At 66.7% G+C, this 22,675-nt stretch carries 25 protein-coding genes and 1 tRNA gene; 17 read left to right on the top strand and 9 right to left on the bottom strand.

Translation table 11 applies throughout. The annotated features are described in order from the left end of the window. Positions 1-35: 35 nt before the first annotated feature. Positions 36-713: a hypothetical protein gene (locus tag D2V04_RS08570; protein ID WP_119513076.1), complete on the bottom strand. Its 678-nt coding sequence runs from the start codon at positions 711-713 to the stop codon at positions 36-38. A gap of 553 nt (positions 714-1,266) precedes the next feature. Here D2V04_RS08570 and D2V04_RS08565 point away from each other — a divergent pair. Both D2V04_RS08565 and D2V04_RS08560 read left to right on the top strand, forming a co-directional pair. Next, on the top strand, positions 1,267-1,575 hold the full coding sequence (locus D2V04_RS08565; RefSeq protein ID WP_119513074.1) for a hypothetical protein: 309 nt from the start codon (positions 1,267-1,269) through the stop codon (positions 1,573-1,575). 1 nt (position 1,576) lies between these two features. After that, positions 1,577-2,014 carry a hypothetical protein gene (locus D2V04_RS08560; protein WP_119513072.1) on the top strand — a complete coding sequence of 146 codons (438 nt, stop codon included), beginning with the start codon at positions 1,577-1,579 and terminating at the stop codon, positions 2,012-2,014. Positions 2,015-2,032: 18 nt separating this feature from the next. Here the strand turns inward: D2V04_RS08560 and ssb are convergent, their stop codons facing one another. The 5 genes from ssb to D2V04_RS08535 form a co-directional block, all read right to left on the bottom strand. After that, positions 2,033-2,584 carry a single-stranded DNA-binding protein gene (ssb, locus tag D2V04_RS08555; protein WP_119513070.1) on the bottom strand — a complete coding sequence of 184 codons (552 nt, stop codon included), beginning with the start codon at positions 2,582-2,584 and terminating at the stop codon, positions 2,033-2,035. 144 nt (positions 2,585-2,728) lie between these two features. Next, positions 2,729-4,582 carry a ferrous iron transporter B gene (feoB, locus tag D2V04_RS08550; RefSeq protein WP_119513068.1) on the bottom strand — a complete coding sequence of 618 codons (1,854 nt, stop codon included), beginning with the start codon at positions 4,580-4,582 and terminating at the stop codon, positions 2,729-2,731. Then, complete coding sequence (locus D2V04_RS08545) at positions 4,579-4,818, bottom strand: FeoA family protein (RefSeq protein ID WP_119513066.1); 240 nt, start codon at positions 4,816-4,818, stop codon at positions 4,579-4,581. The genes feoB and D2V04_RS08545 overlap by 4 nt, the downstream gene beginning before the upstream one ends. 60 nt (positions 4,819-4,878) lie before the next feature. After that, positions 4,879-5,538 (bottom strand): COQ9 family protein, encoded by a 660-nt coding sequence (locus D2V04_RS08540; RefSeq protein ID WP_119513064.1) that lies wholly within the window; start codon positions 5,536-5,538, stop codon positions 4,879-4,881. Between the two features lies 1 nt (position 5,539). Beyond that, a complete protein-coding gene (locus tag D2V04_RS08535) occupies positions 5,540-6,154 on the bottom strand; it encodes an ankyrin repeat domain-containing protein (RefSeq protein WP_228766334.1) in 615 nt (204 codons plus the stop codon). An 87-nt stretch (positions 6,155-6,241) separates the two neighbouring features. On the opposite strand from D2V04_RS08535, the gene D2V04_RS08530 reads away from it, so the two are divergent. The 7 genes from D2V04_RS08530 (at position 6,242) to D2V04_RS08500 (ending at position 12,414) form a co-directional block, all read left to right on the top strand. After that, positions 6,242-6,847, top strand: a complete 606-nt coding sequence (locus D2V04_RS08530) for an SCO family protein (protein WP_119513062.1) — start codon at positions 6,242-6,244, stop codon at positions 6,845-6,847. Next, a complete protein-coding gene (locus D2V04_RS08525; protein ID WP_119513060.1) occupies positions 6,835-7,278 on the top strand; it encodes a YcgN family cysteine cluster protein in 444 nt (147 codons plus the stop codon). The genes D2V04_RS08530 and D2V04_RS08525 overlap by 13 nt, the downstream gene beginning before the upstream one ends. Continuing rightward, the gene (locus tag D2V04_RS08520) at positions 7,275-8,000 is read left to right on the top strand and encodes a M48 family metallopeptidase (RefSeq protein WP_119513058.1); all 726 of its coding nucleotides are present in this window, start codon (positions 7,275-7,277) and stop codon (positions 7,998-8,000) included. The genes D2V04_RS08525 and D2V04_RS08520 overlap by 4 nt, the downstream gene beginning before the upstream one ends. Before the next feature lie 44 nt (positions 8,001-8,044). Beyond that, on the top strand, positions 8,045-8,494 hold the full coding sequence (locus tag D2V04_RS08515) for a hypothetical protein (RefSeq protein ID WP_119513056.1): 450 nt from the start codon (positions 8,045-8,047) through the stop codon (positions 8,492-8,494). Further along, a complete protein-coding gene (gene ribD, locus D2V04_RS08510; RefSeq protein ID WP_119513055.1) occupies positions 8,475-9,476 on the top strand; it encodes a bifunctional diaminohydroxyphosphoribosylaminopyrimidine deaminase/5-amino-6-(5-phosphoribosylamino)uracil reductase RibD in 1,002 nt (333 codons plus the stop codon). The genes D2V04_RS08515 and ribD overlap by 20 nt, the downstream gene beginning before the upstream one ends. Continuing rightward, positions 9,461-10,078 (top strand): riboflavin synthase, encoded by a 618-nt coding sequence (locus tag D2V04_RS08505; RefSeq protein ID WP_119513053.1) that lies wholly within the window; start codon positions 9,461-9,463, stop codon positions 10,076-10,078. The genes ribD and D2V04_RS08505 overlap by 16 nt, the downstream gene beginning before the upstream one ends. Before the next feature lie 98 nt (positions 10,079-10,176). Further along, positions 10,177-12,414 carry a TonB-dependent receptor domain-containing protein gene (locus D2V04_RS08500; protein WP_119513051.1) on the top strand — a complete coding sequence of 746 codons (2,238 nt, stop codon included), beginning with the start codon at positions 10,177-10,179 and terminating at the stop codon, positions 12,412-12,414. A gap of 202 nt (positions 12,415-12,616) precedes the next feature. Here D2V04_RS08500 and D2V04_RS08495 read toward each other — a convergent pair whose 3' ends face one another. Then, the gene (locus D2V04_RS08495) at positions 12,617-12,994 is read right to left on the bottom strand and encodes a DUF4168 domain-containing protein (protein WP_182849712.1); all 378 of its coding nucleotides are present in this window, start codon (positions 12,992-12,994) and stop codon (positions 12,617-12,619) included. A 178-nt stretch (positions 12,995-13,172) separates the two neighbouring features. Here D2V04_RS08495 and D2V04_RS08490 point away from each other — a divergent pair, with 178 nt between their 5' ends. Then, a complete protein-coding gene (locus D2V04_RS08490; protein ID WP_119513047.1) occupies positions 13,173-13,676 on the top strand; it encodes a hypothetical protein in 504 nt (167 codons plus the stop codon). A 47-nt stretch (positions 13,677-13,723) separates the two neighbouring features. Here the strand turns inward: D2V04_RS08490 and D2V04_RS08485 are convergent, their stop codons facing one another. Together D2V04_RS08485 and D2V04_RS08480 are read right to left on the bottom strand one after the other, a co-directional pair. Continuing rightward, the gene (locus D2V04_RS08485) at positions 13,724-14,899 is read right to left on the bottom strand and encodes an amino acid aminotransferase (RefSeq protein WP_119513567.1); all 1,176 of its coding nucleotides are present in this window, start codon (positions 14,897-14,899) and stop codon (positions 13,724-13,726) included. Between the two features lie 87 nt (positions 14,900-14,986). Next, the gene (locus tag D2V04_RS08480; RefSeq protein WP_119513045.1) at positions 14,987-15,829 is read right to left on the bottom strand and encodes a DUF1134 domain-containing protein; all 843 of its coding nucleotides are present in this window, start codon (positions 15,827-15,829) and stop codon (positions 14,987-14,989) included. 227 nt (positions 15,830-16,056) lie between these two features. Between D2V04_RS08480 and D2V04_RS08475 the strand changes: the two genes are divergently transcribed. The 7 genes from D2V04_RS08475 to D2V04_RS08445 all read left to right on the top strand — a co-directional run bounded on the left by D2V04_RS08475 (position 16,057) and on the right by D2V04_RS08445 (position 22,629). Beyond that, positions 16,057-16,146 (top strand) — tRNA-Ser (locus tag D2V04_RS08475). Between the two features lie 200 nt (positions 16,147-16,346). After that, the gene (locus tag D2V04_RS08470; RefSeq protein WP_119513044.1) at positions 16,347-17,042 is read left to right on the top strand and encodes an alpha/beta fold hydrolase; all 696 of its coding nucleotides are present in this window, start codon (positions 16,347-16,349) and stop codon (positions 17,040-17,042) included. Between the two features lie 165 nt (positions 17,043-17,207). Continuing rightward, positions 17,208-17,693 carry a YkgB family protein gene (locus D2V04_RS08465; RefSeq protein ID WP_182849711.1) on the top strand — a complete coding sequence of 162 codons (486 nt, stop codon included), beginning with the start codon at positions 17,208-17,210 and terminating at the stop codon, positions 17,691-17,693. Between the two features lie 435 nt (positions 17,694-18,128). Beyond that, on the top strand, positions 18,129-18,575 hold the full coding sequence (gene msrB / locus D2V04_RS08460; RefSeq protein WP_119513040.1) for a peptide-methionine (R)-S-oxide reductase MsrB: 447 nt from the start codon (positions 18,129-18,131) through the stop codon (positions 18,573-18,575). Beyond that, positions 18,575-19,087 carry a peptide-methionine (S)-S-oxide reductase MsrA gene (gene msrA, locus D2V04_RS08455; protein ID WP_119513038.1) on the top strand — a complete coding sequence of 171 codons (513 nt, stop codon included), beginning with the start codon at positions 18,575-18,577 and terminating at the stop codon, positions 19,085-19,087. The genes msrB and msrA overlap by 1 nt, the downstream gene beginning before the upstream one ends. 55 nt (positions 19,088-19,142) lie before the next feature. After that, positions 19,143-19,361: a hypothetical protein gene (locus tag D2V04_RS08450; RefSeq protein ID WP_119513036.1), complete on the top strand. Its 219-nt coding sequence runs from the start codon at positions 19,143-19,145 to the stop codon at positions 19,359-19,361. 229 nt (positions 19,362-19,590) lie between these two features. Beyond that, positions 19,591-22,629 (top strand): TonB-dependent receptor, encoded by a 3,039-nt coding sequence (locus D2V04_RS08445; RefSeq protein WP_119513034.1) that lies wholly within the window; start codon positions 19,591-19,593, stop codon positions 22,627-22,629. The last annotated feature ends 46 nt before the right edge of the window (positions 22,630-22,675 follow it).

Genomic DNA, 22,675 nt, shown 5'->3' with positions numbered 1-22,675 from the left:
TGCGCACCGCCGGTCGCGATGCGCCGCAGCACCGATCAAGGGGTCAGGTGATCCGCGGTGATCGTCCGACCGTCGAGGGAAACCGACGCGTAGCCGCTTTCCTTGATGTCGTTGGACGCGAGACGCCCCTCTACGTCGAGACGCAAGGTGTGCTTGTCGTTGAACGCGTCGGGTGCGGACAGGCGCACGCCCAACCATGCATACCGGCTGTAAACGTCGCCAAGCTTGGACTTCTGCGCCTCCATCACCGAGGCCAATCCCGATGCGTTGATCTGCGACAGGGGAACCAGATAGTCCTCAAGATTGAACTCGGCCGCATTGCCCATCACCGTGATCTCGATCGGCTGCGGCGGACTGAATTCCCCGCTCGCAAGGTCGAGCCGCGTGCTTACCAGCTTTCGCGGATCATCGGGGCTCTGATACTCGACCGTGCAAATGGTCATCTGGCCCTGTGGCCGGCTATCGCTGCTGTCGATCTCGCTGCCGGTGCTGAAGAACGACGTAATTTCGGACACCTTGGTGTCGGCGCCCAGATGCTTGGTAATCGCTTTGAAGCAAACGTCGGGTCCGTCCGCGAGGGTTGGAGTTCCGGCAAGGGCGCCGTTCTCACCCGATGTTTCTGCCGGATCGGCCTGAGCGGCGTCGACTGCCGCGTCGGAAGCATCCTCGCTCCCGCTGCAAGCGGACACGCCGAGAGAGAGGACGACGGCCATGCAAAGCATGCCGGACTGCGACTTCGGTATCATCATTTGTTTCTCCTGCTCGGGGGTACGAAGCGCCGGCGAACTCGAAAGTCCGCGTCGCGGCGCTAACAGTGGTTGGGCTGCCAGCCGCGTGGATCACGCGGCCGGGATTGCGCATCGCTCGGAAAAGGGAAGACCGCGGGAAGAATAAGGCTCTCTCTTTTCGAATCCCGCACGCTCATTAACAAATATCATAAGCGGCTGGGCGCCGTCCGGTACCCCTTGCCCGCACCCTGTCCCATGAATGTCTCAGCTCGCCGGATTCTCGTTCCCGCCTTGAGAGGAACGGCGCGCTGGCGCACGCCTCAGGAAGAAAGTCCCGATCTTTGAACGCAGGGTTCGCTCGCGTCAGGTCTTGCCCGGTGCGAACCGCCAGCGATTGACTTGGCAGGGACGCTTGCCTGACAGTGACAAGGGGCGGACCCGATGCGATTGCCGCCGGCACCGGCGGTCCGCCCGCCGTCCGCCACGCGACGAGGAGATCATTTTGCGGAAGATTCTGATTGGCTCGCTGCTCATGTCCATGCCGCTCGCCGGGTGCGGAAACAGCCCGGAAGGACCGATGAAGCCGGGCATCTACGCCTATGAAGCGCCCGACGGTTCCACACACCGCATGGTTTTCCAGGAAAGCACCTATGCGGACATGGCGGACAATGTACCGAAGCCTGTCGAAGAAGGGACGTGGAAGCGCCGTGACGCGCAGCTTTGCATGACATCCGCCGCCAGCGGCGCGGAACTGTGCTTCGATGAGAAAGCCGAAGCGGATGGAGGTTTTTCCCTGTCGGCGAATGGCGTCACGACCCGCTTCAGCCTCCTCGCGAACGCCCGGTAAGGTGGCACGCGATGGGCGGCAGACGGACCGTCAGGCGCTATCGCCTTCTCCTCCGCGAGGTTTCGCAGCCAGCGCCGCCGCGCCTTTCGGAGACGAACTGGCGCATGCCGCTGCCCGGTTCCTGAAGGCAAGCCAATGGTTCGGCGATCTCGGGGCGATCGTCCGGGCGCATCGGGATTATACGGGACACGGCCTTTTCCACGATCGTTCGACGGGCGAGTTCTTTCTTGCCGCTTCATTCGACAGCCTGCCGAGCGGAGAGCCGATCGCTACCTTTTCCGACGAGGCGAGCTTCACGCGGTGGCTGGCCGCCCAAAGTGACCGGAGCCTGTCCGGCGATATCCCAACGGGTATGCCGCAATTCGACAGGGATCCGGGAAATCAGCGGGTCACACGGCACCTGATCCTCCAGCACGTCTCCCCCGAAGAAGGGCAGTGAGAACGGCTGCCGGGCGCCTCAGAACGGAATATCGTCGTCCAGGTCGTCGAAGTTCGATCCGCCGCGCGATCCCGAGCCCTGACCGCCGCCAGAGCCCTGGCCGCCGCCGCCCTGATTCCAGCCGCCGTCGTTACCGCCCGAAGAACCGCCGCCGCGGTCCCAGCCGCCGCCACCGCCGCTACGCTGGCCGCCTCCGCCACCACCGCCGCTGCCGCCGGGCGCACCGTCGAGCATGGTCAGCGTGCCGTTGAAGCCGCGCAGCACGATCTCGGTCGAATAGCGGTCCTGCCCGTTCTGGTCCTGCCACTTGCGGGTCTGGAGCTGACCCTCGATGTAGACCTTGCTGCCCTTGCGCAGGTAGTTCTTGGCGACGTTGATCAGCCCTTCGGAGAAGATCGCCACGCTGTGCCACTCGGTCCGCTCCTGCCGTTCGCCGGTGTTGCGGTCCTTCCACTGCTCGCTGGTCGCGATGCGCAGGTTGCACACAGCGCCGCCGTTCTGAAACTCGCGCACTTCGGGATCGGCGCCGAGATTGCCGATGAGCATGACTTTGTTGAGGCTGCCGGCCATGGATTCGCTTTCCTCTTTCGGGTGTGGCGAACGGCTTAACCAATGGGCCGAGGGCGCGCTACCCTAAGACCGGGCCAAAATCGAATATCTCCACACCAACACACGATGAGGAGTTGGCCCCGCCCACACCGTTGTAGAAAGCCGCTACAGCCCCAGCGCCACCGCGATCCAGTAGGTCAGCCCCGCGAAGACATAGGCAAGCACGAACAGGTAGCCGACCATGAACGCCGGCCATTTCCAGCCGTTCGTCTCCCGCCGAGCGACGGCAATCGTCGACAGGCACTGCGGCGCGAACACGAACCACGCGAGGAACGCGAGCGCCGTCGGCAGGCTCCAGCGCGCGGCGACTTCGTGCTCGAGCGCGAGCGCGGTCTGCTCCTCGCTCTCCGAGTCGACCGCGTACGTTGTCGCGAGCGAGGACACGGCGACTTCGCGCGCGGCCATCGCCGGCACCAGCGCCAGCGCCATCTCGCGGTTGAACCCGATCGGCTCAACCACCGTGTGCACGCCGTCCGCGACCATGCCGGCGAACGAGGCGTCGATCTGGCTCTCGCCCGGTTCGGCCTGGGGGAAGCTCAGCAGCACCCACAGCGCGATCGTCGCAGCGAAGATGATCGTGCCTGCACGGCGCAGGAAGATCCACGCGCGCTGCCACAGTCCGATCGCGAGATCGCGCAGGCGCGGCATTTGGTAGCGCGGCATCTCCATGATGAAGCCGCTCGCGGCCCCCTGCGTCACCGTGCGCCGCAGCAGCAGCGCAGCGGCCATCGCGCCGACGATCCCGGCGACATAAAGCGCGAACAGCACGAGGCCCTGCAACCCGATGCCCGCCCCTACCGTCGTCTGCGGAATCACTGCGGCGATGATCAGTGCATAGACCGGCAGCCGGGCGGAGCAGGTCATCAGCGGCGCGATCAGGATCGTCGTCAGCCGGTCCTTCGGATCGGCAATGCTGCGCGTCGCCATGATCCCCGGAATCGCGCAGGCGAAGCTGGAGAGCAGCGGAATGAAGCTCTTTCCCGACAGGCCGACGCCGGCCATCATCCGGTCCATAATGAAGGCCGCGCGCGCCATGTAGCCGCTCGCTTCCATCACCAGGATGAAAGCGAACAGGATCACGATCTGCGGCAGGAACACGACCACCGAGCCGACGCCCGCGAGAACGCCCTGGGTCACCAGGTCGCGCAGGAAACCGCCCGGGAACGTCGCAATCACCCAGTCGGAGATCGCGGTCACCGCGGCCTCCAGCCCGTCCGCGAACGGCGTCGCCCAGGCGAACACCGCCTGGAACATCACGAACAGGATCGCGAACAGAATCACCGGCCCGATCCACGGATGAAGCAGCACGCGGTCGACTTGTGCATGGATGCGGTGTCCCGCCGATTCGCCGACGATCGCGGCCTTCGCCACCTTCCGCGCGGTCTGCCGCCGCTCGGGCAGGGTCGTCGCCCGGGCAGGGGTCGCCGGAGAGGCGTCGATCACGCGCGCTTCCGCCTGTTCGATCGCCTCGGAAAGCTCGGTCAGCCCCCTGCGCCGCACTGCGACGGTCGGGATCACCGCAACGCCGAGCGCCTTTTCGAGCGCCGCCGGATCGAGCGTCAGCCCGTCGCGCTCGGCAAGGTCGAGCATGTTGAGCGCGACCACCGTCGGCCGGCCCAGCGCGATCACTTCCTGGGCGAACACCAGGTGCTGCTCGAGATTGGCGGCGTCGAGCACCAGAACCAGCACTTCGGGCTGCACCTCGCCGGGGAACTCCCCGTGGATGACCTTGCGGGTGACTTCCTCGTCCGGGCTCGCCGCGTCGAACGAATAGCTGCCGGGCAGGTCGATCAGCTCGACCGGCGCGCCGGAGGGCAGGATCAGCCGCCCCGCCTTGCGCTCCACGGTCACGCCCGGATAGTTCGCGATCTTCTGGCGCGCGCCGGTGAGCGCGTTGAACAGCGCGCTCTTCCCCGAGTTGGGATTGCCGACGAGGGCAGCCCTGCGCTGGCGGCTCATATCGCTTCCACCGTCATCGCCGCCGCATGGACCCGGCGCACCGCCACCGTCATGCGGCCGATGGTCACCGTGAGCGGATCGACGCCGCCGAACACGCCGCGGTGCGCCACAGCCACGTGCGCGCCCTGGTCGAGCCCCATCGCCTGCAGGCGCTTTGCGTCTTCGGGGGCAAGAATGGCCCAGTCGACCGAAAGGACGGTCGCTCGCTGGCCGCGATCGAGCTGGTCGAGAGTCATGCCACGCGCGCTATGGGATGTGCGCCCCATTTGCAACTGATTATCAATAGAGCTTCTGGACTAGCGCGCCGGATAGCGCAGCCGCCCGAGGAAGCGGGCCACGTTGAAGCCATCGCGGCCGCTGCCCAGAAGCTGGGCCTTGGCTTTCTCGAACCGCATCACCCCGTCGATTCGCCGGTCGAGGAAGGCGCGCGTCTCGGCCTTGCCCTCGCTCTCGTCGTCGACGAACACGGCCACGGTCGCGGCGTAGATGGAAGCGAGCAGCGCGCGCTTGGTATAGTGGTTGTAATCGGTCGCGGTATCGCCGGCGAGCCGCCACATGACATCGGCGCTGCGCCAGCCGAGCTTGAGGCTCCGCGCGGCGTTCTGCGGCATGGCCATGATCGACAGCGCGCGCCGCAGCGCTTCCTCCCGCCCCAGCATGGCGTCCAGCCGCGCTTGCACGAGGCCGGCGATTCGGGCGCGGATCTTCATGCCTGCGAGCCGTTCCGGCGGCAGCGCCGCGGCCATCGCCGCGTCGACCGACTCGAACCACGCGGCGATCATGTCCATCGCCCCGCCGGGGTAGGCGAGCGCGGCGACATCGGGGTCGACCCCTTCGATTTCCGCCGCCACGCGCACCGCGGCCTCGGTCCAGCCGTCGAAGATCGCCGAGTCGGCGACCGCAGGCGCCAGCGCGAGCCGCAGTTCGTCCAGCGTCAGGTCGGCGGACAGCGCCATGTCAGAGCTTCGGCCCGTAGCTCTGGCCCTGCGCGGCCTTGGTCTCGTCGGCCGCGGCAATCGCTTCCGCGATGCGGCTGTCGGAGCCGAGCAGTTCGGCATAGTCGCGCGCGGAGCGGCCGGAAGTGTCCGTCCGGTCGGGATTGGCGCCCTTCTCCAGCAGGAGCCGGACCATCGCCATGTCGCGCCGGTGGATCGCCGCGATCAGCGGCGTCTCGCCGGTATCGCCGGTCACATCGACATGGGCGCCGGCTTCGATCAGTTCCTTCGCCCCTTCGACGAGGCCGAGACGCACCGCGATCGACAGCGGCGTGTTGCCCGCCTTGTCGCGCACGTTGGGATTGGCGCCCTTGGCGGTCAGGAAGCGGATCCACACCGGATCGCGCCGCTCGGTCACGATATGCAGCGCCGTCTGCCCGGTGGAGATGTCGCGGGCGTTGACCACCACTGCGCCCGGCTGGCTCAGCGCTTCGGTGACCTTGGTCCCGTCGCGCTCGCGCACGGCTTTCAGGAACTCGTATCCTTCCGACATCATCTGGGCGGTGGCCGGCGCGGCCACGATCGCGGCTGCCAGTCCGATCGCCAGGGTCGCCTTGCGCAGAATGGCGCGGGCCATGTCTTCCCTACCTTTCGTCGTCGTGTCTTGTCGTTGTCGTGTCCGGGGGCCCTTGCCGCCCCCTTGCGGAAGCCCGATTAGCAGAGCATGAAGCGCCGCGCCATGCCTCTCCCCAGAACTCTGATCGCTCTCTCCGCCGCCCTGGCCCTCGCGGCCTGCGACAACCAGCCCGCGCTGGACACCGCGCCGCTCCACGGCGCCGCCATCGGCGGCCCCTTCGCGCTGACCGGCGGAGATGGAAAGGTCCACCGCTGGGCCGATTACGACGGCAAGTGGCGGATCGTCTATTTCGGCTACACCTATTGCCCGGACATCTGCCCGACCGACGTGCAGCGCTTCTCGCAGGGGCTGACACAGTTCGAGAAGGCCGAGCCGGAGCTCGGCGCGCAGGTCCAGCCGATCTTCATCACCATCGATCCGGCGCGCGACACGCCCGAAGTGGTGGCCGAGTTCGTCTCCAACTTCCACCCGCGGCTGGTCGGGCTGACCGGCACGCCCGAGCAGATCGAGGAGGTCGCGAAGACCTTCGGCGTGTTCTACTCGCGCGGCCGCGAGGGAGAGGGCGGCGCCTACGACATGAACCACTCGAACGTCGTCTATCTCTTCGCGCCCGACGGATCGCCGGTCGCGATCCTGCCGGCGGCCGAAGGTGCGGACGCGATCGCCGCGGAACTGGCGCGATGGGTGCGCTGAGGGACCGGTTCTGGGAGCGTCCGCTCGCCGAGCTGTCGCGCGAGGAATGGGAGGCGCTGTGCGACGGCTGCGGCCGCTGCTGCCTGCACAAGATCGAGGATGCCGACACCGGCGAGATCGAGGACACCAACGTCGCCTGCAAGCTGCTCGACACCGGAACCGCGCGCTGCCGCGACTATCGCAACCGCAAGGCCTTCGTGCCCGACTGCCTGCGCCTGACGCTCAAGATCGTCGGCACGGTAAGCTGGCTGCCCGAAACCTGCGCCTACCGCCGCCGCGCCGCGGACGAGCCGCTGCCCGAATGGCATCCGTTGCTGACCGGCGATCCCGACAGCGTGAAGCGCGCCGGCGCCTCGGTCGCGGGGCGCGTGGTGAGCGAGACCGACGCAGGTCCGCTCGAACACCATATCGTCGACTGGAGCGACGTATGATCGACTGGCTGCGGCGCGACGCGCGGGCCGCACCGGAGATCGTGCTGGGCGAGCGGCGCCTGCCGATCGTGGTCCTGCGCCATCCGCGCGCCCGGCGCATGGTCCTGCGGCTCGCGCCGGAGGGCGATGCGGTGCGCGTCACCCTGCCGCGCTGGGGCCGCACGGCGGAAGCGGTCGAGTTCGCGCAGGCCCGCCGCGAGTGGCTCGCCGCGCAGCTCGACGCCCTGCCTCGCGCCGCGCCGGTCGAGGCCGGCGGAACGCTCGCCTACCGCGGCGCCGAGCTCGCCATCGCCTGGTCGCCCGAGGCCTCGCGCCGTCCCGCCTTGAGCGAGGGTGCGATCGCGATCGGCGGGCCCGAAAAGCACTTGCCTCTGCGCCTGCGCCGCTGGCTGGAGGGCGAAGCGCTGCGGCTGATGACGGCCGATCTCGCCGAGTTCTGTGCCGCCGCCGGCGTACCCGTCCCCGCCCTCCGCCTGTCGCGGGCGAAGCGGCGCTGGGGAAGCTGCGCGAGCGACGGCACGGTGCGGATCAACTGGCGGCTGATCATGGCGCCCGACGCGGTCCGCCGTTCGGTCGTCGCGCACGAGGTCGCGCACCTGCTGCACTTCGACCACGGCCCGGCGTTCAAGGCGGCGCTGGCGCGGATCTACGACGGCGACCTGCCCGCCGCCGACCGCTGGCTGAAGGACCGCGGCCGCACGCTCTACGCCGCGTTCGGCTGAGTTCCGGACTGGCGTTCGCGCGCGGGAACGCCTATCTTGGCACCATGCGTTTGATCAGCCGCCTCAATCCCGCCGAGGGAGTCGGTGACTTCTGGGAATATATCCGGCGCCCCCAGCCCTATCGCTGGCCGATTCTCGGGCTCTCGATGCTGATGACCGGGAGCCTGCTCTTCTGGGTCTTGCAGGAGCGGTACTACCTGCCGCCCGAACGGCCCCAGGTCAGCTTCATCACCACGTTCGCGCCCGGCCGCACGGACGAGGAGATCATTGCCTCGAACATCGCGAACCAGGCCCGCAAGGAAGCGCTCGCCGCCGAGCAGGCCGAGCGCGAGGAGCTCCGCCGCGAGATCTACCGCAGCTTCGGCCGCGCGGCGGGCATGGACGTCGAGAAGATCGAGCGTGAAGCTGCAGCCGAGCGCGCGCGCGAGGAAGCCGCGGAAAAGGCACGCCGCGAGGCGCTGATCGGCGACTCCATTGCCGACCCCTCCGAGTGACGCAGCCTGGCTCGCGGCTGCCGCCCGCCTCGCGGCGCGCGGCCGGCCGCTGAGCCGCCCCAACCCCGCCGTCGGATGCGTTATCGTCAAGGATGGCAAAGTCGTCGGCCGCGGATGGACCCGGCCCGGCGGCCGCCCCCATGCCGAGGCGATCGCGCTCGCCGAAGCGGGGGAGGCCGCACGCGGCGCGACCCTCTACGTCACGCTCGAACCCTGCGCGCACCGCTCCGAACGCGGCCCGGCCTGCGCCGACCTGATCGCCGAAGCCGCGCTTGATCGCGTGGTGATCGGCGCGCGCGATCCGGACGAGCGCACCCACGGCCGCGGGATCGAGCGGCTCGGCGAAGCGGGCATCGCGGTCGAGACCATGGACTGCCCCGCCGCCCGCGCCAGCCTCGCCGGCTACCTGACCCGCGCCGAGCACGGCCGCCCCCACGTCACGCTCAAGCTCGCAACCTCGCTCGACGGATGCATTGCCACCGCGAGCGGCGAGAGCCGCTGGATCACCGGCGAGGCGGCCCGCGCGCACGTCCATTCGCGCCGCGCCATGGCCGATGCGATCCTCGTCGGCGGCGGCACCTGGCGCGCCGACGCGCCGCGGCTCGACGTGCGCCTGCCCGGTCTCGAAGCGCGCAGCCCGCGCCGGGTGGTCCTCTCGTGCATGGTCGAGGACGACACGGTCGAAATGATCGCCGCGCCCGAGGAGATCGCAGGGCTCGAAGCCGTCCAGTACCTCTATGTCGAAGGCGGGGCGCAAACCGGCGCAGCTTTCCTCGCCGCCGATCTGGTCGACCGGCTCGAGCTTTACCGCGCGCCGGTCCTGATCGGCGGGGGCACTGCCGCGCTGGGCGACATCGGCCTCCCCGCGCTCGCCGAAGCGCACGGCCGCTGGCGTCTGGCGGAACGGCGACAGCTTGGCAGCGACACCTACGAGGCCTATGAGCGCGCCCGGATAGGGAGCGAACAATGTTCACCGGCATAGTCAGCGCGATCGGCACCATCGAGGAAGCGCAGCAGCGCGGCGACCTGCATTTGCGGATCGCCTGCCCCTACGATCCCGAGAAGATCGCGATCGGCGCCTCGATCGCCTGTTCGGGCGTGTGCCTGACGGTGGTCGAGCGCGGCGGCGAGCCGGGAGACGCCTGGTTCGCGGTCGACGTTTCGGCCGAAACCGTCTCGCGCACCGTGCCCGGCATGTGGCGCGCTGGCCGCCGGCTCAACCTCGAAACCGCGCTCAAGCTCGGCGACGAGCTCGGCGGCCATATCGTCACCGGCCACGTGGACACCGTGGGCGAAGTCCGCCTGGTCCGCGCCGAGGGCGGCTCGACCACCGTCGCGATCCGCACCGGCGCCGCCTTCGCCCCGTTCGTCGCGCCCAAGGGCTCGATCACGGTCGACGGCGTGTCGCTCACCGTCAACGACGTGCGCGATCAGGAAGACGGCGCGTGCGACTTCCTCCTCAACCTGATCCCGCACACGGCCGAAGTCACCACGCTCGGCGACCTGGCCGAAGGCGACCGCGTGAACCTCGAGATCGACGTCCTCGCGCGCTACCTCAAGCGGATGCAAAGCCTCCAGCGGTAGCGTCCGGGCACGGCCCCTCCCGGCCTTACTCGCCCCATTGACGTTATGGTATATCATCATCTATCGACCCCGCGCCAATCAGAAGGGGTCAACACACGATGATTTTGCCAGCACTCGCCCAGCGGACGCAGCTTTGGTTGTCCGCCGCTTCGATCGCGCTTGTCTCGCCCGCCGCAGCCTGGGCCCAGGACACGGCGGGCGAGGACAAGCCCCGCGAGCGGGCCACCCGGTCCGACATCGTCGTCACCGGCGCCTCGCTCGAGCGCGAGGAGACGAGCGAGCCGCTACCGGTCCAGGTCCTCGCGGGGGATGAGCTCGTACACCGGCGCCAGGGCGGTCTCGGCGAGACGCTCGCGGGCCTGCCCGGGGTGCATCTCGACAGCTTCGGCGGCGGCGCCTCGCGCCCGGTCATCCGCGGCCAGACGGTGCCGCGCATCGAGATCCTGACCGACGGCGCCAACCTGTTCGACGCCTCGTCCGTCTCGCCCGATCACGCCATCGCCGCCGATCCACTGCTGCTCGACGCGATCGAGATCCAGCGCGGCCCCGCCGCGGTCCGCTACGGCGGCAACGCGCTCAACGGCGCGATCAACCTGATCGACAGCAGAGTGCCCAAGACCGTGCCCGAGGGCGGCTTTGCCGGCGCGACCGAAGTCCGTTACGGCACCGGCGACGAGGAAAAGACCGTCGTCGGCCGCGTGACCGCCGGCATCGGCTCCTTCGCCGTCCACGCCGAGGGATCGCGCCACGTCAGCGAGGACTACGACGTTCCCGATGCCTTCGGCAGCGACAAGCTCAAGGACTCCTACGCCGAAGGGTCGAGCTACGGCTTCGGCGCCTCATGGGTGACGGACAAGGGCTATATCGGCGCCGCCTATACCCGGCAGGACAGCGAATACGGCCTGCCCGGCCACAGCCACGCCAACGCCCCGTGCCACACCCACGGCCTCGATCTGCACTGCGGCTCGCACGGCACCCCGCCGCCGCTGGTCTCGGCACCCGACGATCACACCGCCTACATCGATCTGCGCAGCGAGCGCTTCGACATCCGCGCGGACTACGACCGCTTGCTACCGGGGCTCGAGCATACCCGCCTGCGGCTGTCCTACACCGACTATACGCATGAGGAGATGGACGGGACGTTCCTGTTCGCCCGCTATGGCAACAAGGTTTACGACGGGCGGCTGGAGCTGACCCACGCCCCGCTGCTCGGCTTCACCGGCACGTTCGGCGTCCAGTACACCGACGGCACCTTCAGCGGTCTCAACGTCAACGACGTCTATCGCGGCTACGACAGCATCTACGACATCAAGACCGAGAACGTGGGCCTGTTCCTGACCGAGCGGCGCGCATTCGGCCCGGTCGATATCGAGCTGGGCGTGCGGCAGGACTGGCGCACGATGCATGCGGTGAAGAAGCACTGGACGTCCTACTACATTCTTCCTCCCGGCTTCGAGCTGACGCCGGAAATCGAGGAGATGTATTCGGGCTTCTACGACGACTATTTCGCGTCGAACTATCCCGCCTCCGAGCACAACCCGTTCTCGGTGTCGGCGAGCGCGACCTGGAACATCGATGCCGGCTATTCGCTCGGCCTGACGCTGGCCCGCTCGCAGCGGGCGCCGAACGTGCGCGAGCTCTATGCGCGGGGGAACAATCTCGCGACCAACAGCTACGAAGTCGGGCTGGCGCGCACGGCGGCCCTTTCGGCCGAACTGCCCGCACCGGTGACCGACCTGGTCGAGACGAACAAGTCGGTCGACCTGACCTTCCGCAAGACCGACGGGCGCACCCGGTTCGAGCTGGGCGCCTTCTACCAGGACGTCGACGACTACATTTTCGCCCGTCTGATCGAGGAGGAGCGCGAGACCGGCCGCCCCCATCTCCTGCTCGTCTACACGGCGGCGGACGCGCGGTTCTTCGGGATCGACGGGCAGATCAGCCATCAGGTCGCGCCCGGATCGCTGGTCACGCTGTTCGGCGACTATGTCGACGCCGAGCTCAAGAGCGAGGACGACAACCTGCCGCGCATCCCGCCGGGACGCCTCGGCGCGCGCTACGAGTGGACCTCCGGCCCGGTGTCGGCGGACGTCGAATACTACCACACCTTCAAGCAGGACCGAGTGGCTTCCTACGAGACGCCGACGGACGGCTACGACATGCTCAACGCGACGCTTGCCTACCGGTTCGACGTAGGCGGCGGCAAATCGGTGGAGCTCTACGCACGCGGCACGAACCTCACCAACGAGCTGGCCTACGTCCACACCTCGTTCGTCAAGGATCAGTCGCCGCTCCGCGGCCGCAGCGTGGCGGTCGGGATGCGGCACAGCTTCTAACCGCCGGCTGGATGCGGCCACGCCGCGAGTTCGTCACGCGAAAGCGAGGGCGCGCGGAGGGAGGGGCGAAGGGGGACGTAGCCCTCCCTCCGTCATCCCGGCGAAAGCTGGGATCGCTCTCGGCTAAGCCGAACACCGTCGCACCCGAACCCGGCTTTCGCCGGGACGGCGAACAGGATCGGCACCGTCCAGCAGAGTCCGATCAGGGCCGGCCGGGCTCCGCCGCGCCCTGCGCCGCCTTGACGTGGGCCTCGGCCGCGGTCTGAATCCGCTGCTTCAGTTCCGGGTCGCTCTGGCTGCCCATAGCGATGGCCTGGAACTCCTGCGGCGCCATCCCCGATTCCTGCACCGCGGCCATCATCTTGGCCTGCTTCTGCTGCTCGTCGACAGCGGTATCGCGGGCGATCTGCTGAACCTTCAGAACGGCGAGAGCGAAGCGGTCGACCTGGTCGTCCGAGACGTCCGCCGACTTGGGAGCGGCTTGCGCTGGCGCGGTCTGCTGCGCCGGGGCGGTTTCCTGGGCCCCCGCGGCCCCGCCCATCGCGAGCGATGCGGCGGCCAGAGTCAAAACGGTCTTCATGCGATCCTCCATAATGAAGGCCGCGAGGTACGCGTCGCTGCCCGGGTTTATAACCGTCAGCGAGACGGGTCGTGTGAGGTGCGGGGTGGCGCGATCCTCGAACCAAGACGCGGCGTCAGAACAAATCACGTACAAAAAGACCTTTCCTACATCGCGAAAATCTGCCTTATCCTTTCGGATGAAGCATTATCCGCCTCTTCTCCCGCGCGAGCGGAAGCCGGCGCCGCCCCGGATCCCGCTGTTCTATGCCGTGCCCGGCCGCACCCGTGCCGACGGGTGGACGCCGCGGCGGCAGGCCGCGTTCATCGGTTACCTCGCCGAAACCCGTTCCGTCACCGAGGCCGCGCGGCGCGTGTCGATGGCGCGCGAGACCGTCTATCGCCTGCGCGGCCGCGAAGGCGCCGAAAGCTTCAATCGGGCATGGGATGCGGCGCTCGGGATCGCGCCGGCGCAAGGTGACAGCGAAAGGTCACAGACCGGCGTGACCCCGTCACGGAAGGTCACGAACACGGCGCTCATGTGGCGCGTGAAGACCGGCCTGTGGCAAGTGCGGATGCACCGCGGCCGCTTCGTCGCCCTCTGGCAAAAGCCGGACAATGCCGCGCTGTTTCAGCTACTTGCGCGGCTCGACCGGGCGAAGACCAGCAGCGAGCGCGCATGGCTGGAGGGAGCAGCGGCATGAAAGGTCACACCGCGCGAATACCCCGTCCAGTGTCAACGAATACCCGGTCAGCCGGTGACGGCGGCGAGCGCCTGGACGAACTTCTCGATGTTGCCGCCATGCAGCCCGGCGACGTTGATCCGGCCCGATCCGGCCATGTAGATCGCATGCTCGGTCCGCAGCCGCTCGACCTGCTCCTTGCTCACCGGCAGGACCGAGAACAGCCCGTTCTGGTGCGCCAGCGGCGTCAGGTCGATCGCGCCTGCCGTCCCCGCATCGGCGAGCGACCGGCGCACCTGGCGCATCCGCTCGCGCATCGTCTCGAGCTCGTCGAGCCACAGCGCGGTCAGGTCCGCGTCGCGCAGGACGATCCGCACCGCCGCGCCGCCGTGATCGGGCGGCATCGACCAGGCCGCGCGGGCCAGCGCGTTGAGGTTCGACTGGATCGCGTCGATCTGCCCGGCATCGCCGGCGAGTGCGTAGAGCGCGCCCACCCGGTCGCGGTACATGCCGAAGTTCTTGTCGCAGCTATAGGCGATCAGTGCCTCCGGCACCGCTTCCAGCACGCGGCGCAGACCGTAGGCGTCCTCCTCCATCCCGTGGCCGAGGCCCTGGTAGGCGAGGTCGAGGATCGGCAGCGCCGCGCCGCCCGCGAAGGCATCGGCGATCGCATCCCATTCCTCGGGCGTGTAGTCGATCCCGGTCGGGTTGTGGCAGCAGCCGTGGAGCAGCACCGCCTCGCCGTCCTCCGCCCCGCGGATCGCGGTCAGCGCGGCCTCGGCGTTGGCGGTGCCATCCGGATTGGCGTGATCGAACGTCGCGGTCTCGACGCCCACGTCGGCGAGGATCTGCGCGTGGTTCGGCCAGCTCGGCGCGCCGAGGTGGATGCGGCTGACGCCCGCGCGCTGGGCCACCGCGACGGCGAGGCGCACCGCGCCGGTGCCGCCCGGGGTCTGCATGCCCTGCAGCCGTCCGCCCATCGCGCCGTCGCTACCGAAGACGTGCGGGACCAGCGCGTTGACGAAGCCCATGTCGCCCTCGGGGCCGAGGTAGGATTTCGACTCCTGCTCCTCGACCAGCCGCTGCTCCGCCTGCTTGATCGCGGTGAAGACCGGGGTGTCGCCCTGCCCGGTGCGATAGACGCCGACGCCGAGGTCGATCTTGTCCGGCCGATCGTCGTCGGCATAGAGCTTGATCAGCGCCAGCAGGGCGTCGGGGGCTTGCGGTTCAAGTCTGTCGAGCATGTGCCGCCCCATGCCCAGACACGCGAGGGGCCGCAACAGGAAATCCTGTCGCGGCCCCTGCCCCTCCAAGCAGTTTTGCTTGTCAGGTCAGAAGGGCATCCACTTCTGCTCCTTCGAGAACTTCATGTAGCCCGCGTTGATGCCGAGCCGCAGGCCCGCGCCCATGCGGATCGGGATCAGCACGACGTTGTCCTTGCGCAGGTAGCTGGCGGTGAGGCCGCCCACCACATAGGCCTGCCCCTCGCCCGCCGGATAGCGTTCGTAGAGCTGCTCGGTATCGTAGAGGTTGTAGACCAGCACGAAAGTGTTCGCCGCGTTCGCGCCGACGTCGAACCCGATCGACGGCCCGGTCCAGTAGACCGGGCGCTGGCCCTCCACCTTGTGGTAGAGCGTGCCCGAGCCGTAGCGGGCGCCGACGATGAACGCACCGCCCGCCTCGCGGCCGACGATGTAGGCGTTGGGCTCGCCCTGCTCCTTCAGAAGATCCTGGATCATCCGCGCGAGCCCTTCGGCGCCCTTGCCGAACAGGCCCTCGGCAGCGCCGATCAGGTCGTCTTCCTTGAACGTCTCGCTCTGCGCGCCGGCGACCTGGGTGGTGCCTGCGGCCTGGCTGTCCGCGACCGGCGTCTCGCCGCTCGCCGCGGGGTCGGCCCAGGCGGGGGCGACGGGCGCGCCGTCCGGCGGCGTCTCGCTGTAGGTGATGCTGTTGTCCTGCGCCGGCGCGGTCTGCTGCGGCGCCGGGGCGGAGGTATCCTGCGCGGGGATCTCCTGGCTGTAGTCCGGCTGCGCGCCGGGGCTCTCGAGATCGGCGTCGATCGCCGTGTCGGGATCGAACGTCTCGATCGATTGCGCGGAGAGCGGCGCCGCGGCCAGCGCGGCAACCGCGGCCGCGCCTGCGATCGCGCGGCGGATGATGGGAATGAGTTGCATGCGGCCCCTCCTGGTCCGAAATCGGGCCCGAAACCCGGACCTGTCCAGTACCGAACAGAATCCTTTGCGGCTGAAGCAGCAATGAACCGGCGACGAATCGAATCGGAAACGCGGCGAAACGAGTCGGATCGTCCTCATTTCAAAGGTTTTGCGAAGGCGGAGAGAGGCGGCTTGCAGCACTCACCCGTGCCCGTTATAGCGCGCCCCTCGCACGCCGCCGGGCATGCGGAGACGTGGGTGAGTGGCTGAAACCAGTTCCCTGCTAAGGAACCATACCCTATCGGGTATCGAGGGTTCGAATCCCTCCGTCTCCGCCACCCGGGCCCTTTTTGGCGGCGGCCTGTGGATTCGATCGCACCTCCGCCACGCGACCTATGCGTAACCGGATGCCCCCTTGCTCCGGTAAGATGAACGCGACATCGTGCGATGTGGCCGGCATTGCCCGTTTTTCTTCAAGCCAGGCCGCGTTCTCGACTCTGCCGCGGAGTCGCGGAGCTGATTTAAAGGCGTGACCACTATGACGCCCATCCTCTTTGTGCCCGGCCTCCTCTGCTCGGCCGAGATATTCCAGGCGCAGGCGGCGGCACTCTGGTCGCTCGGCCCGATAACCGTCGCATCGACCCTCCAAGGCAAGACCATCGGCGAGGTCGCGAAGAAGATCCTCGAGACCGCTCCGCCCCGCTTCGCATTGGCCGGGATCTCGATGGGGGGATATATCTGCCTCGAAATCATGCGACAGGCGCCGGACCGCGTCGTGAGACTGGCCCTGCTGGACACCACAGCGCGGCCCGACACTCCCGAGCAGACTGCGCAGAGACGGCTGACACTTGAGCAGGCGCGTACGGGCGACTTCCTTTCAACCGCCCTGGCCAGTCTTACCAGCCTCGTTCATCCGGCGCGTCAACGCGACACCGTCTTGCAGGTCATCAACGAGCGTATGGCGCTGGCAGTGGGCCTTGAAGGGTTCGCGCGCCAGCTCGAACTCATCATATCGCGCCCCGACTCTCGCCCTTCGCTGGCAGCAATCGCAGTCCCGACACTGGTTCTCGTCGGCGACGCGGATGCGCTGACGCCCGTCGATCGTGCCCAGGAAATCGCGGAAGCTATTTCGGGGTCGAAGCTCGTGGTCGTGCCGGAATGCGGACACCTTTCGACGATCGAACGGCCGCATGAGGTGTCCAGCGCACTTCTCGATTGGATGGGGTGGCCATAGCCCGGTATCCGGCCGGCCGACTGATTGTCCGGTGGACGACGCGCCCATGAATCTTTCTGCGACACTGTAACCCAGGCGCGGCCACTCGCGAACTAGGCCCGTATCGCGATTAGAGGCGGCCTGGCCGATCAGCTAATCCGTGTTCGTCAACCGGCGGGGATGCCAGTGCTTAGTCAGACAGTGTTCAATCGGCTCTCCGCTTCGCGGATCGATATCCATCTAATGCGGGCGGCGATCGTCTTCATTTTCCTTATGTTCGGGATCGCCAAGTTCGCGCTCTACGAAGCCGAGGGCGTCGCGCGAACTGCGGAACATTATTGGCTGTTCTCATGGATGTATCCGCTCTGGGGCGTGGAGGGCGCCAGCAATGCCATCGGCACGCTCGAGCTGACCACCGGCGGGCTGATCGCTTTGGGTGCGATCTCGCCGCGGGCGGGTCTGCTGGGCGGATTGATGGGCATTGCCACTTTTCTGGTGACGCTGAGCTTCTCGTTCGGCGCCGATTTGTGGGAAGAAGGCTACGGCTTTCCGTATATGGGAGGGACGGCGCAGTTCCTGTTCAAGGATGCCGGGCTGCTAGCCCTGTGCATTGCGCTGACACTCGACTCGATCAGGAATCTCCGTCCGAGCCCTCGCACACCGGCCCCATGACTTGATCATCAATCCGAACGGCCGGCCCAATACCGCCGCCTTTAGATCAAAGCTGAGGTTCGCCTTGGCCTGTGCCACTGGATGTCCTCATCGGACAGGCGAGCCTGAAGGCGCCTCACGCCAGTGTGCAATTCCGGATGTAACTTCCGTGGACGTCGTCACGAGTCAACCGTGGGACCAGCGGCGGCCGCTCCGTCCTTCCTGCGCCGTCGCTGGCCCGCAAATTGGGAGCAAAGTCGATGGCGCCCCCCGTCAGCACGCCCAAGTTGAGTGAATTTAAGCGTCCATAATGCAGGAAGATGCCAAACTGCGGAAAGAGATTTCGGTCTGCGCGATCTGCGCTCCGTATCTCGCATTGAAACTATAGTCCGGGCGTATTGGACATAGCCCGGTCCAATCTCCATCTTCGAGACCAGGATCTAGAAGGAGGTTTTCATGGCGAAATACGAGAAAAACCAGGCCGCTATCGACAAGCTGACCCCGGAACAATTTCGCGTCACGCAGGAGAGCGGGACCGAGCGGCCCGGGACTGGCGAGTATCTCAACAACAAGGAATCTGGAATCTATGTCGATGTCGTGTCGGGTGAGCCGCTGTTCGCGTCTTCCGACAAATACGAGTCCGGCTGCGGATGGCCGAGCTTCACCAAGCCCATCGAGCCGGCGAATGTGGACGAGCTGAACGACACGAGCCACGGAATGGTTCGCACCGAGGTGCGTTCGAAGCACGGCGATAGCCATCTTGGGCACGTTTTCCCCGACGGCCCGCGGGACCGCGGCGGCCTGCGCTACTGCATCAACTCAGCTTCGCTTCGCTTCGTGCCCAAGGCCGAAATGGAGGCCCAGGGCTACGGCGATTATATCGATCAAGTGGAGGATATCTGATGAACACCGAACGTGCAGTGCTGGCCGGTGGCTGCTTCTGGGGTATGCAGGACCTGATCCGCAAGATGGAGGGGGTTGTTTCGACGCGCGTCGGCTACACCGGCGGCGACGTGCCGAACGCGACCTATCGCAACCACGGCACCCATGCCGAGGCGATCGAGGTCATCTTCGATCCGGAGAAGACCTCGTATCGCAAGCTGCTGGAATTCTTCTTCCAGATTCACGACCCCAGCACACGCAACCGTCAGGGCAACGATGTGGGTTCGAGCTATCGCTCCGCAATCTATTACGCGAGCGATGAGCAGAAGGCGGTGGCGGAAGAGACGATTACCGATGTCGACGCCTCCGGTTTGTGGCCGGGTAAAGTGGTGACGGAAGTAGAGCCCGCCGGGCCGTTCTGGGAAGCGGAGCCCGACCACCAGGACTACCTCGAGCGGTTCCCCAACGGGTACAGCTGTCACATCGCTCGTCCGAACTGGGTGTTGCCGCGCCGATCTGAGGCAGCCGCCTAGCTCATATTATAGCCTGCGGTCCTCTCCGGGCCGCGGGCACTCGCAGGAGGTCAGAATGCAGATAGGTATCGTGGGTCTTCCCGCGCCGCCGTTGCGCGGCATCCGGTGGATCGACAGTGCCGGCGAGGAACGTGGCCCGCTGGAACTTACCGATCTCGGCAACAAATACCGGATCCTGTACTTCTTCCAGGATTGGTGCGGAGGTTGCCACACCCATGGTTTCCCTACCCTTGTCAGGCTCGTCGCCGAGCTGTCGGGCCACGATGTCGGGTAGCGGAGCAACTCAGAACGCCTCCTGATCTCAGTGCCGAAGCTAGGAGTCGCCATTTCCCCTGGAGTGAAGCGTGGACGCGGAGGAGATCGGCGGCAGACCAGCTCGTTTCGAATCCCCGGCTTAGAGATTGGTATGACAGATTGGATATCATGGGTATGCGTTTGCGGTTGACATATTTGGCCTAGGAGATATCTCGCCTCCCATAACCAAGCCCTTTGGGAGGGATCTCATGTCGAAGTTCGCCGACCGCGGCCTTGCAGCCGCGACCAGTTCTCGTCTCCTCGCAACGCTTCTGGTGGGGACCGCGCTGTCGGCCCTCGCCCTTCCCGGCGCGGCATTCGCTCAGACCGCGGAAGCGGAAGAAGAAGCCGGTGCCGAGAGCGAGAACGTCATCGTCGTCGAGGGCATCCGCAGCTCGCTGCAAAGCGCGCTGGCCGAGGAACGCCGGGCGGACAACCTCATCGAGGTCATCCAGGCCGAGGATATCGGCAAGCTGCCGGACCAGAACCTGGCCGAAGTGCTCGAGAACATCTCGGGCATCCAGATCACCCGGGAAGCCGGCGTCGGCACCGCGGTGCAGATCCGCGGGACGGACGAGAACCGCACCGAGATCAACGGCGTCTCCACCGTCGGCTCCGGTGCCGGGCGCGGGGGCATCAGCTTCGAGGATCTGTCCGCCTCGATCGTCGCATCGGTCGAAGTGACCAAAGTGCCGGAGGCCAGCACGATCGAGGGATCGGTCGGCGGCACTATCAACCTGCGGACGATCCGTCCTCTCGACCTGTCGGAGCCGCTCATCGCCGCCCGTGCGCAGGTCGAGCACAGCGACTTCTCGGAAAGCTATCTGCCGCGCTTTTCCGGCACGATCGGCAATCGGTGGTCGACGGGCGCAGGCGAGTTCGGCGTCGTGCTTAGCGGAAGCTACGCCCGCCAGGACGTCACCGCTTTCCGGCCCCGCGCCGATCGCGACGCCGTCGTCCTGCCCACCGACGCCACCGCGAGCGCCGAGGACTTCCCGTTCCTCCGCGCCCAGTTCTTCGACCAGGACCTCAACAACTACGAATACGAGACGCTGAACCTCGTCGGGTCGCTGGAATGGTCGCCGAGCCCCGAGCTGAAGTTCTATTTCGACGGCATTTACAACGATCAGAAGCGCCGGCAGGAAAGCTCCAGAGCGCAGCTCTCCGGCGTGTCGGCGAGCGACGTGGTCGACAACACCACCAACACCTCGTTCGAAACCATCGATTTCGGCAGCCTGGACGGACCGAACGGCCCGATCGACCTGGGCACGGTCGAAGCCGCGCTGACCGGCGTGATCGAACCCGGTGCGACCGACCCGAACCTGCGGACCTCGAGCAACACCGGCGCCCGCCTGACCAAGAGCCACGTCTGGCGGCTCGGCGGCGAGTGGGAGCGCGACCAGTTCAAGGTCCGGCTGGAAGGCGCACTTTCGACGTCGGACACTGTGAACCCCGATTTCACGACCACGCTCGATTTCATCAACCCAAACCATGCGCAGCCGGTTTTCGGCGGCAGCGTCGACAACGGCGTCCCGGTGGAGTTCGACCTCAGGGACCGGACGCTTCAGTTCGGCATCGCGCAAGGGCTCGCGACCACGCCGACGACGGCACAACTGCTCGATCCGGCGAACTACAAGCTACGCCAGGTGCAGCAGAGCCATGACATCTCGGAGAACCGCGAGCTCGCGCTCCGGTTCGATCTCACCTACGACATGGAAGGGTCCATGCCGTTCATCACGTCGATCGATGCGGGCTATCGCTTCAACGAAACCTCCAGCCTGAACGACGATTTCTCGCAGAACTTCAACTACACCAGCGCCACGGCCGACTTCGCCAGGCCGGGTGCCGATCTCTTCTCCGACATCGTCGTGCCGGGCCCGAGCAACTTCGGCGCGGCCGATGGCCGGGACCTGTTCATCGGCGATTTTCTGGTTATCGATCCGGAGCTCTCGTTCTCGGATCCGGACGCGGTTCGCGATGCGTTCAACGCGGCGATCGCGGCCAGCAACGCGGCGAACCCCGATCTGCCGCCCGTCAGCCCGATCACCGAGCCAACGCAATCGGCGAGCGCGTTCTTCGACATTAAGGAACAGACCCACGCCGCCTACCTGCAGGCCAATTTCGACGGTTACGATCTCGGCCTGCCGGTGCGGGGCAATCTGGGCGTGCGCTATGTCCTCACCGACGTGGATTCGCGCGGGAACACGATCGTCAACGGAACGGCATCGCCGGTGCTCCAGACGGGGTCGTATAATTTCTGGCTGCCGCGCTTCAATCTCGTGATCGAGCCGGCGCAGGATTTCGTGATCCGTGCCGGCATCGCCCGAGACATCAACCGCCCCGACTTCGACGACCTTTCGACCTCGGTCAGCTTCAGCACCGGTCCGAATACGCCGGTCTCGGTCGGCAACCCTGCGCTGGTGCCCGAAGCCGTGTGGTCGTTCGACCTTTCGGGCGACTGGTATTTCGCCCCGTCGAGTCTCCTGAGCATTGGCGTGTTCCACAAGATCCGTACGAACCTGTTCTCCAGGTTCCAGGACGATCCGGCGCCTAACCTCGATGCCGACGGTAACCTCAACATCGACATCACCCCGCCGTGCGAAGACGGCGGCATCTTCAACCCGATCGCCGATCGCAACATCAACAACCCGACACCGGGCGACGGGATCTGCGTGCCGCGGGTCACCACCATCAACGGCGAAGGCAATACGACGCAGACCGGTATCGAAGTCGCCTTCCAGCACGATCTGTCGGCTTACGAAGACACGCTGGGCTTCGCTTCTGGGTTCGGCTTCATCGGGAACTACACCTACCAGCTCACCGGAGGCACCGCGGCGGACTTCCCGACGAACTTCCGCGAAGCCGATGGCCCCCGCGACGTCTTCACCCGGCTGGGAATCGTCGGGGCTCAGGATCGGATCACCCTGCCCAACCTTTCCAAGCACTCGTTCAACACGACGCTGTTCTACGACAAGTATGGGCTGAACGCGCGGGTGCGGTACACTTGGCGTTCCAGCTACGTGTCGACCGATTCGTTCTTCTTCGGCCTCCCGCGCATCAACGGCGCGCGCGGACAGCTCAACGCGAGCGTGAACTACGACATCACCGACAACATCAACATCGGCGTCGAGGGGATCAATCTGCTGCAGGAAGATCAGTCGCAGTTCTGCGTGAACAACAACGCGCTGCTCTGCTTCCAGGGCCTCACCGATCGTCGCCTGATCGGCAGCATCAGCATCACGATGTAAGCCGATCCTGCGAAACGTGGTCTCGCCGGTGCCGAACTCTCTTCCG

The organism is Pelagerythrobacter aerophilus, from assembly GCF_003581645.1.
Taxonomy (GTDB): domain Bacteria; phylum Pseudomonadota; class Alphaproteobacteria; order Sphingomonadales; family Sphingomonadaceae; genus Pelagerythrobacter; species Pelagerythrobacter aerophilus.
The sequence above is the reverse complement of the archived record's forward strand: the minus strand, read 5'-3'. Positions and strand labels throughout refer to the sequence as shown.

What these genes read in the sequence shown, in the direction of transcription:
- D2V04_RS08525 (WP_119513060.1), top strand. Translation starts at nt 6,835, where the DNA reads ATGGGTGCGCTGAGGGACCGGTTCTGGGAGCGTCCGCTCGCCGAGCTG.
- feoB (WP_119513068.1), bottom strand. Translation starts at nt 4,582, where the DNA reads ATGAGCCGCCAGCGCAGGGCTGCCCTCGTCGGCAATCCCAACTCGGGG.
- ssb (WP_119513070.1), bottom strand. Translation starts at nt 2,584, where the DNA reads ATGGCCGGCAGCCTCAACAAAGTCATGCTCATCGGCAATCTCGGCGCC.
- D2V04_RS08500 (WP_119513051.1), top strand. Translation starts at nt 10,177, where the DNA reads ATGATTTTGCCAGCACTCGCCCAGCGGACGCAGCTTTGGTTGTCCGCC.
- D2V04_RS08545 (WP_119513066.1), bottom strand. Translation starts at nt 4,818, where the DNA reads ATGACTCTCGACCAGCTCGATCGCGGCCAGCGAGCGACCGTCCTTTCG.
- D2V04_RS08535 (WP_228766334.1), bottom strand. Translation starts at nt 6,154, where the DNA reads ATGGCCCGCGCCATTCTGCGCAAGGCGACCCTGGCGATCGGACTGGCA.
- D2V04_RS08540 (WP_119513064.1), bottom strand. Translation starts at nt 5,538, where the DNA reads ATGGCGCTGTCCGCCGACCTGACGCTGGACGAACTGCGGCTCGCGCTG.
- msrB (WP_119513040.1), top strand. Translation starts at nt 18,129, where the DNA reads ATGGCGAAATACGAGAAAAACCAGGCCGCTATCGACAAGCTGACCCCG.
- D2V04_RS08565 (WP_119513074.1), top strand. Translation starts at nt 1,267, where the DNA reads ATGCCGCTCGCCGGGTGCGGAAACAGCCCGGAAGGACCGATGAAGCCG.
- D2V04_RS08505 (WP_119513053.1), top strand. Translation starts at nt 9,461, where the DNA reads ATGTTCACCGGCATAGTCAGCGCGATCGGCACCATCGAGGAAGCGCAG.
- D2V04_RS08495 (WP_182849712.1), bottom strand. Translation starts at nt 12,994, where the DNA reads ATGAAGACCGTTTTGACTCTGGCCGCCGCATCGCTCGCGATGGGCGGG.
- D2V04_RS08490 (WP_119513047.1), top strand. Translation starts at nt 13,173, where the DNA reads ATGAAGCATTATCCGCCTCTTCTCCCGCGCGAGCGGAAGCCGGCGCCG.
- D2V04_RS08520 (WP_119513058.1), top strand. Translation starts at nt 7,275, where the DNA reads ATGATCGACTGGCTGCGGCGCGACGCGCGGGCCGCACCGGAGATCGTG.
- D2V04_RS08485 (WP_119513567.1), bottom strand. Translation starts at nt 14,899, where the DNA reads ATGCTCGACAGACTTGAACCGCAAGCCCCCGACGCCCTGCTGGCGCTG.
- D2V04_RS08530 (WP_119513062.1), top strand. Translation starts at nt 6,242, where the DNA reads ATGAAGCGCCGCGCCATGCCTCTCCCCAGAACTCTGATCGCTCTCTCC.
- D2V04_RS08515 (WP_119513056.1), top strand. Translation starts at nt 8,045, where the DNA reads ATGCGTTTGATCAGCCGCCTCAATCCCGCCGAGGGAGTCGGTGACTTC.
- msrA (WP_119513038.1), top strand. Translation starts at nt 18,575, where the DNA reads ATGAACACCGAACGTGCAGTGCTGGCCGGTGGCTGCTTCTGGGGTATG.
- D2V04_RS08450 (WP_119513036.1), top strand. Translation starts at nt 19,143, where the DNA reads ATGCAGATAGGTATCGTGGGTCTTCCCGCGCCGCCGTTGCGCGGCATC.
- D2V04_RS08570 (WP_119513076.1), bottom strand. Translation starts at nt 713, where the DNA reads ATGGCCGTCGTCCTCTCTCTCGGCGTGTCCGCTTGCAGCGGGAGCGAG.
- D2V04_RS08480 (WP_119513045.1), bottom strand. Translation starts at nt 15,829, where the DNA reads ATGCAACTCATTCCCATCATCCGCCGCGCGATCGCAGGCGCGGCCGCG.
- D2V04_RS08470 (WP_119513044.1), top strand. Translation starts at nt 16,347, where the DNA reads ATGACGCCCATCCTCTTTGTGCCCGGCCTCCTCTGCTCGGCCGAGATA.
- D2V04_RS08445 (WP_119513034.1), top strand. Translation starts at nt 19,591, where the DNA reads ATGTCGAAGTTCGCCGACCGCGGCCTTGCAGCCGCGACCAGTTCTCGT.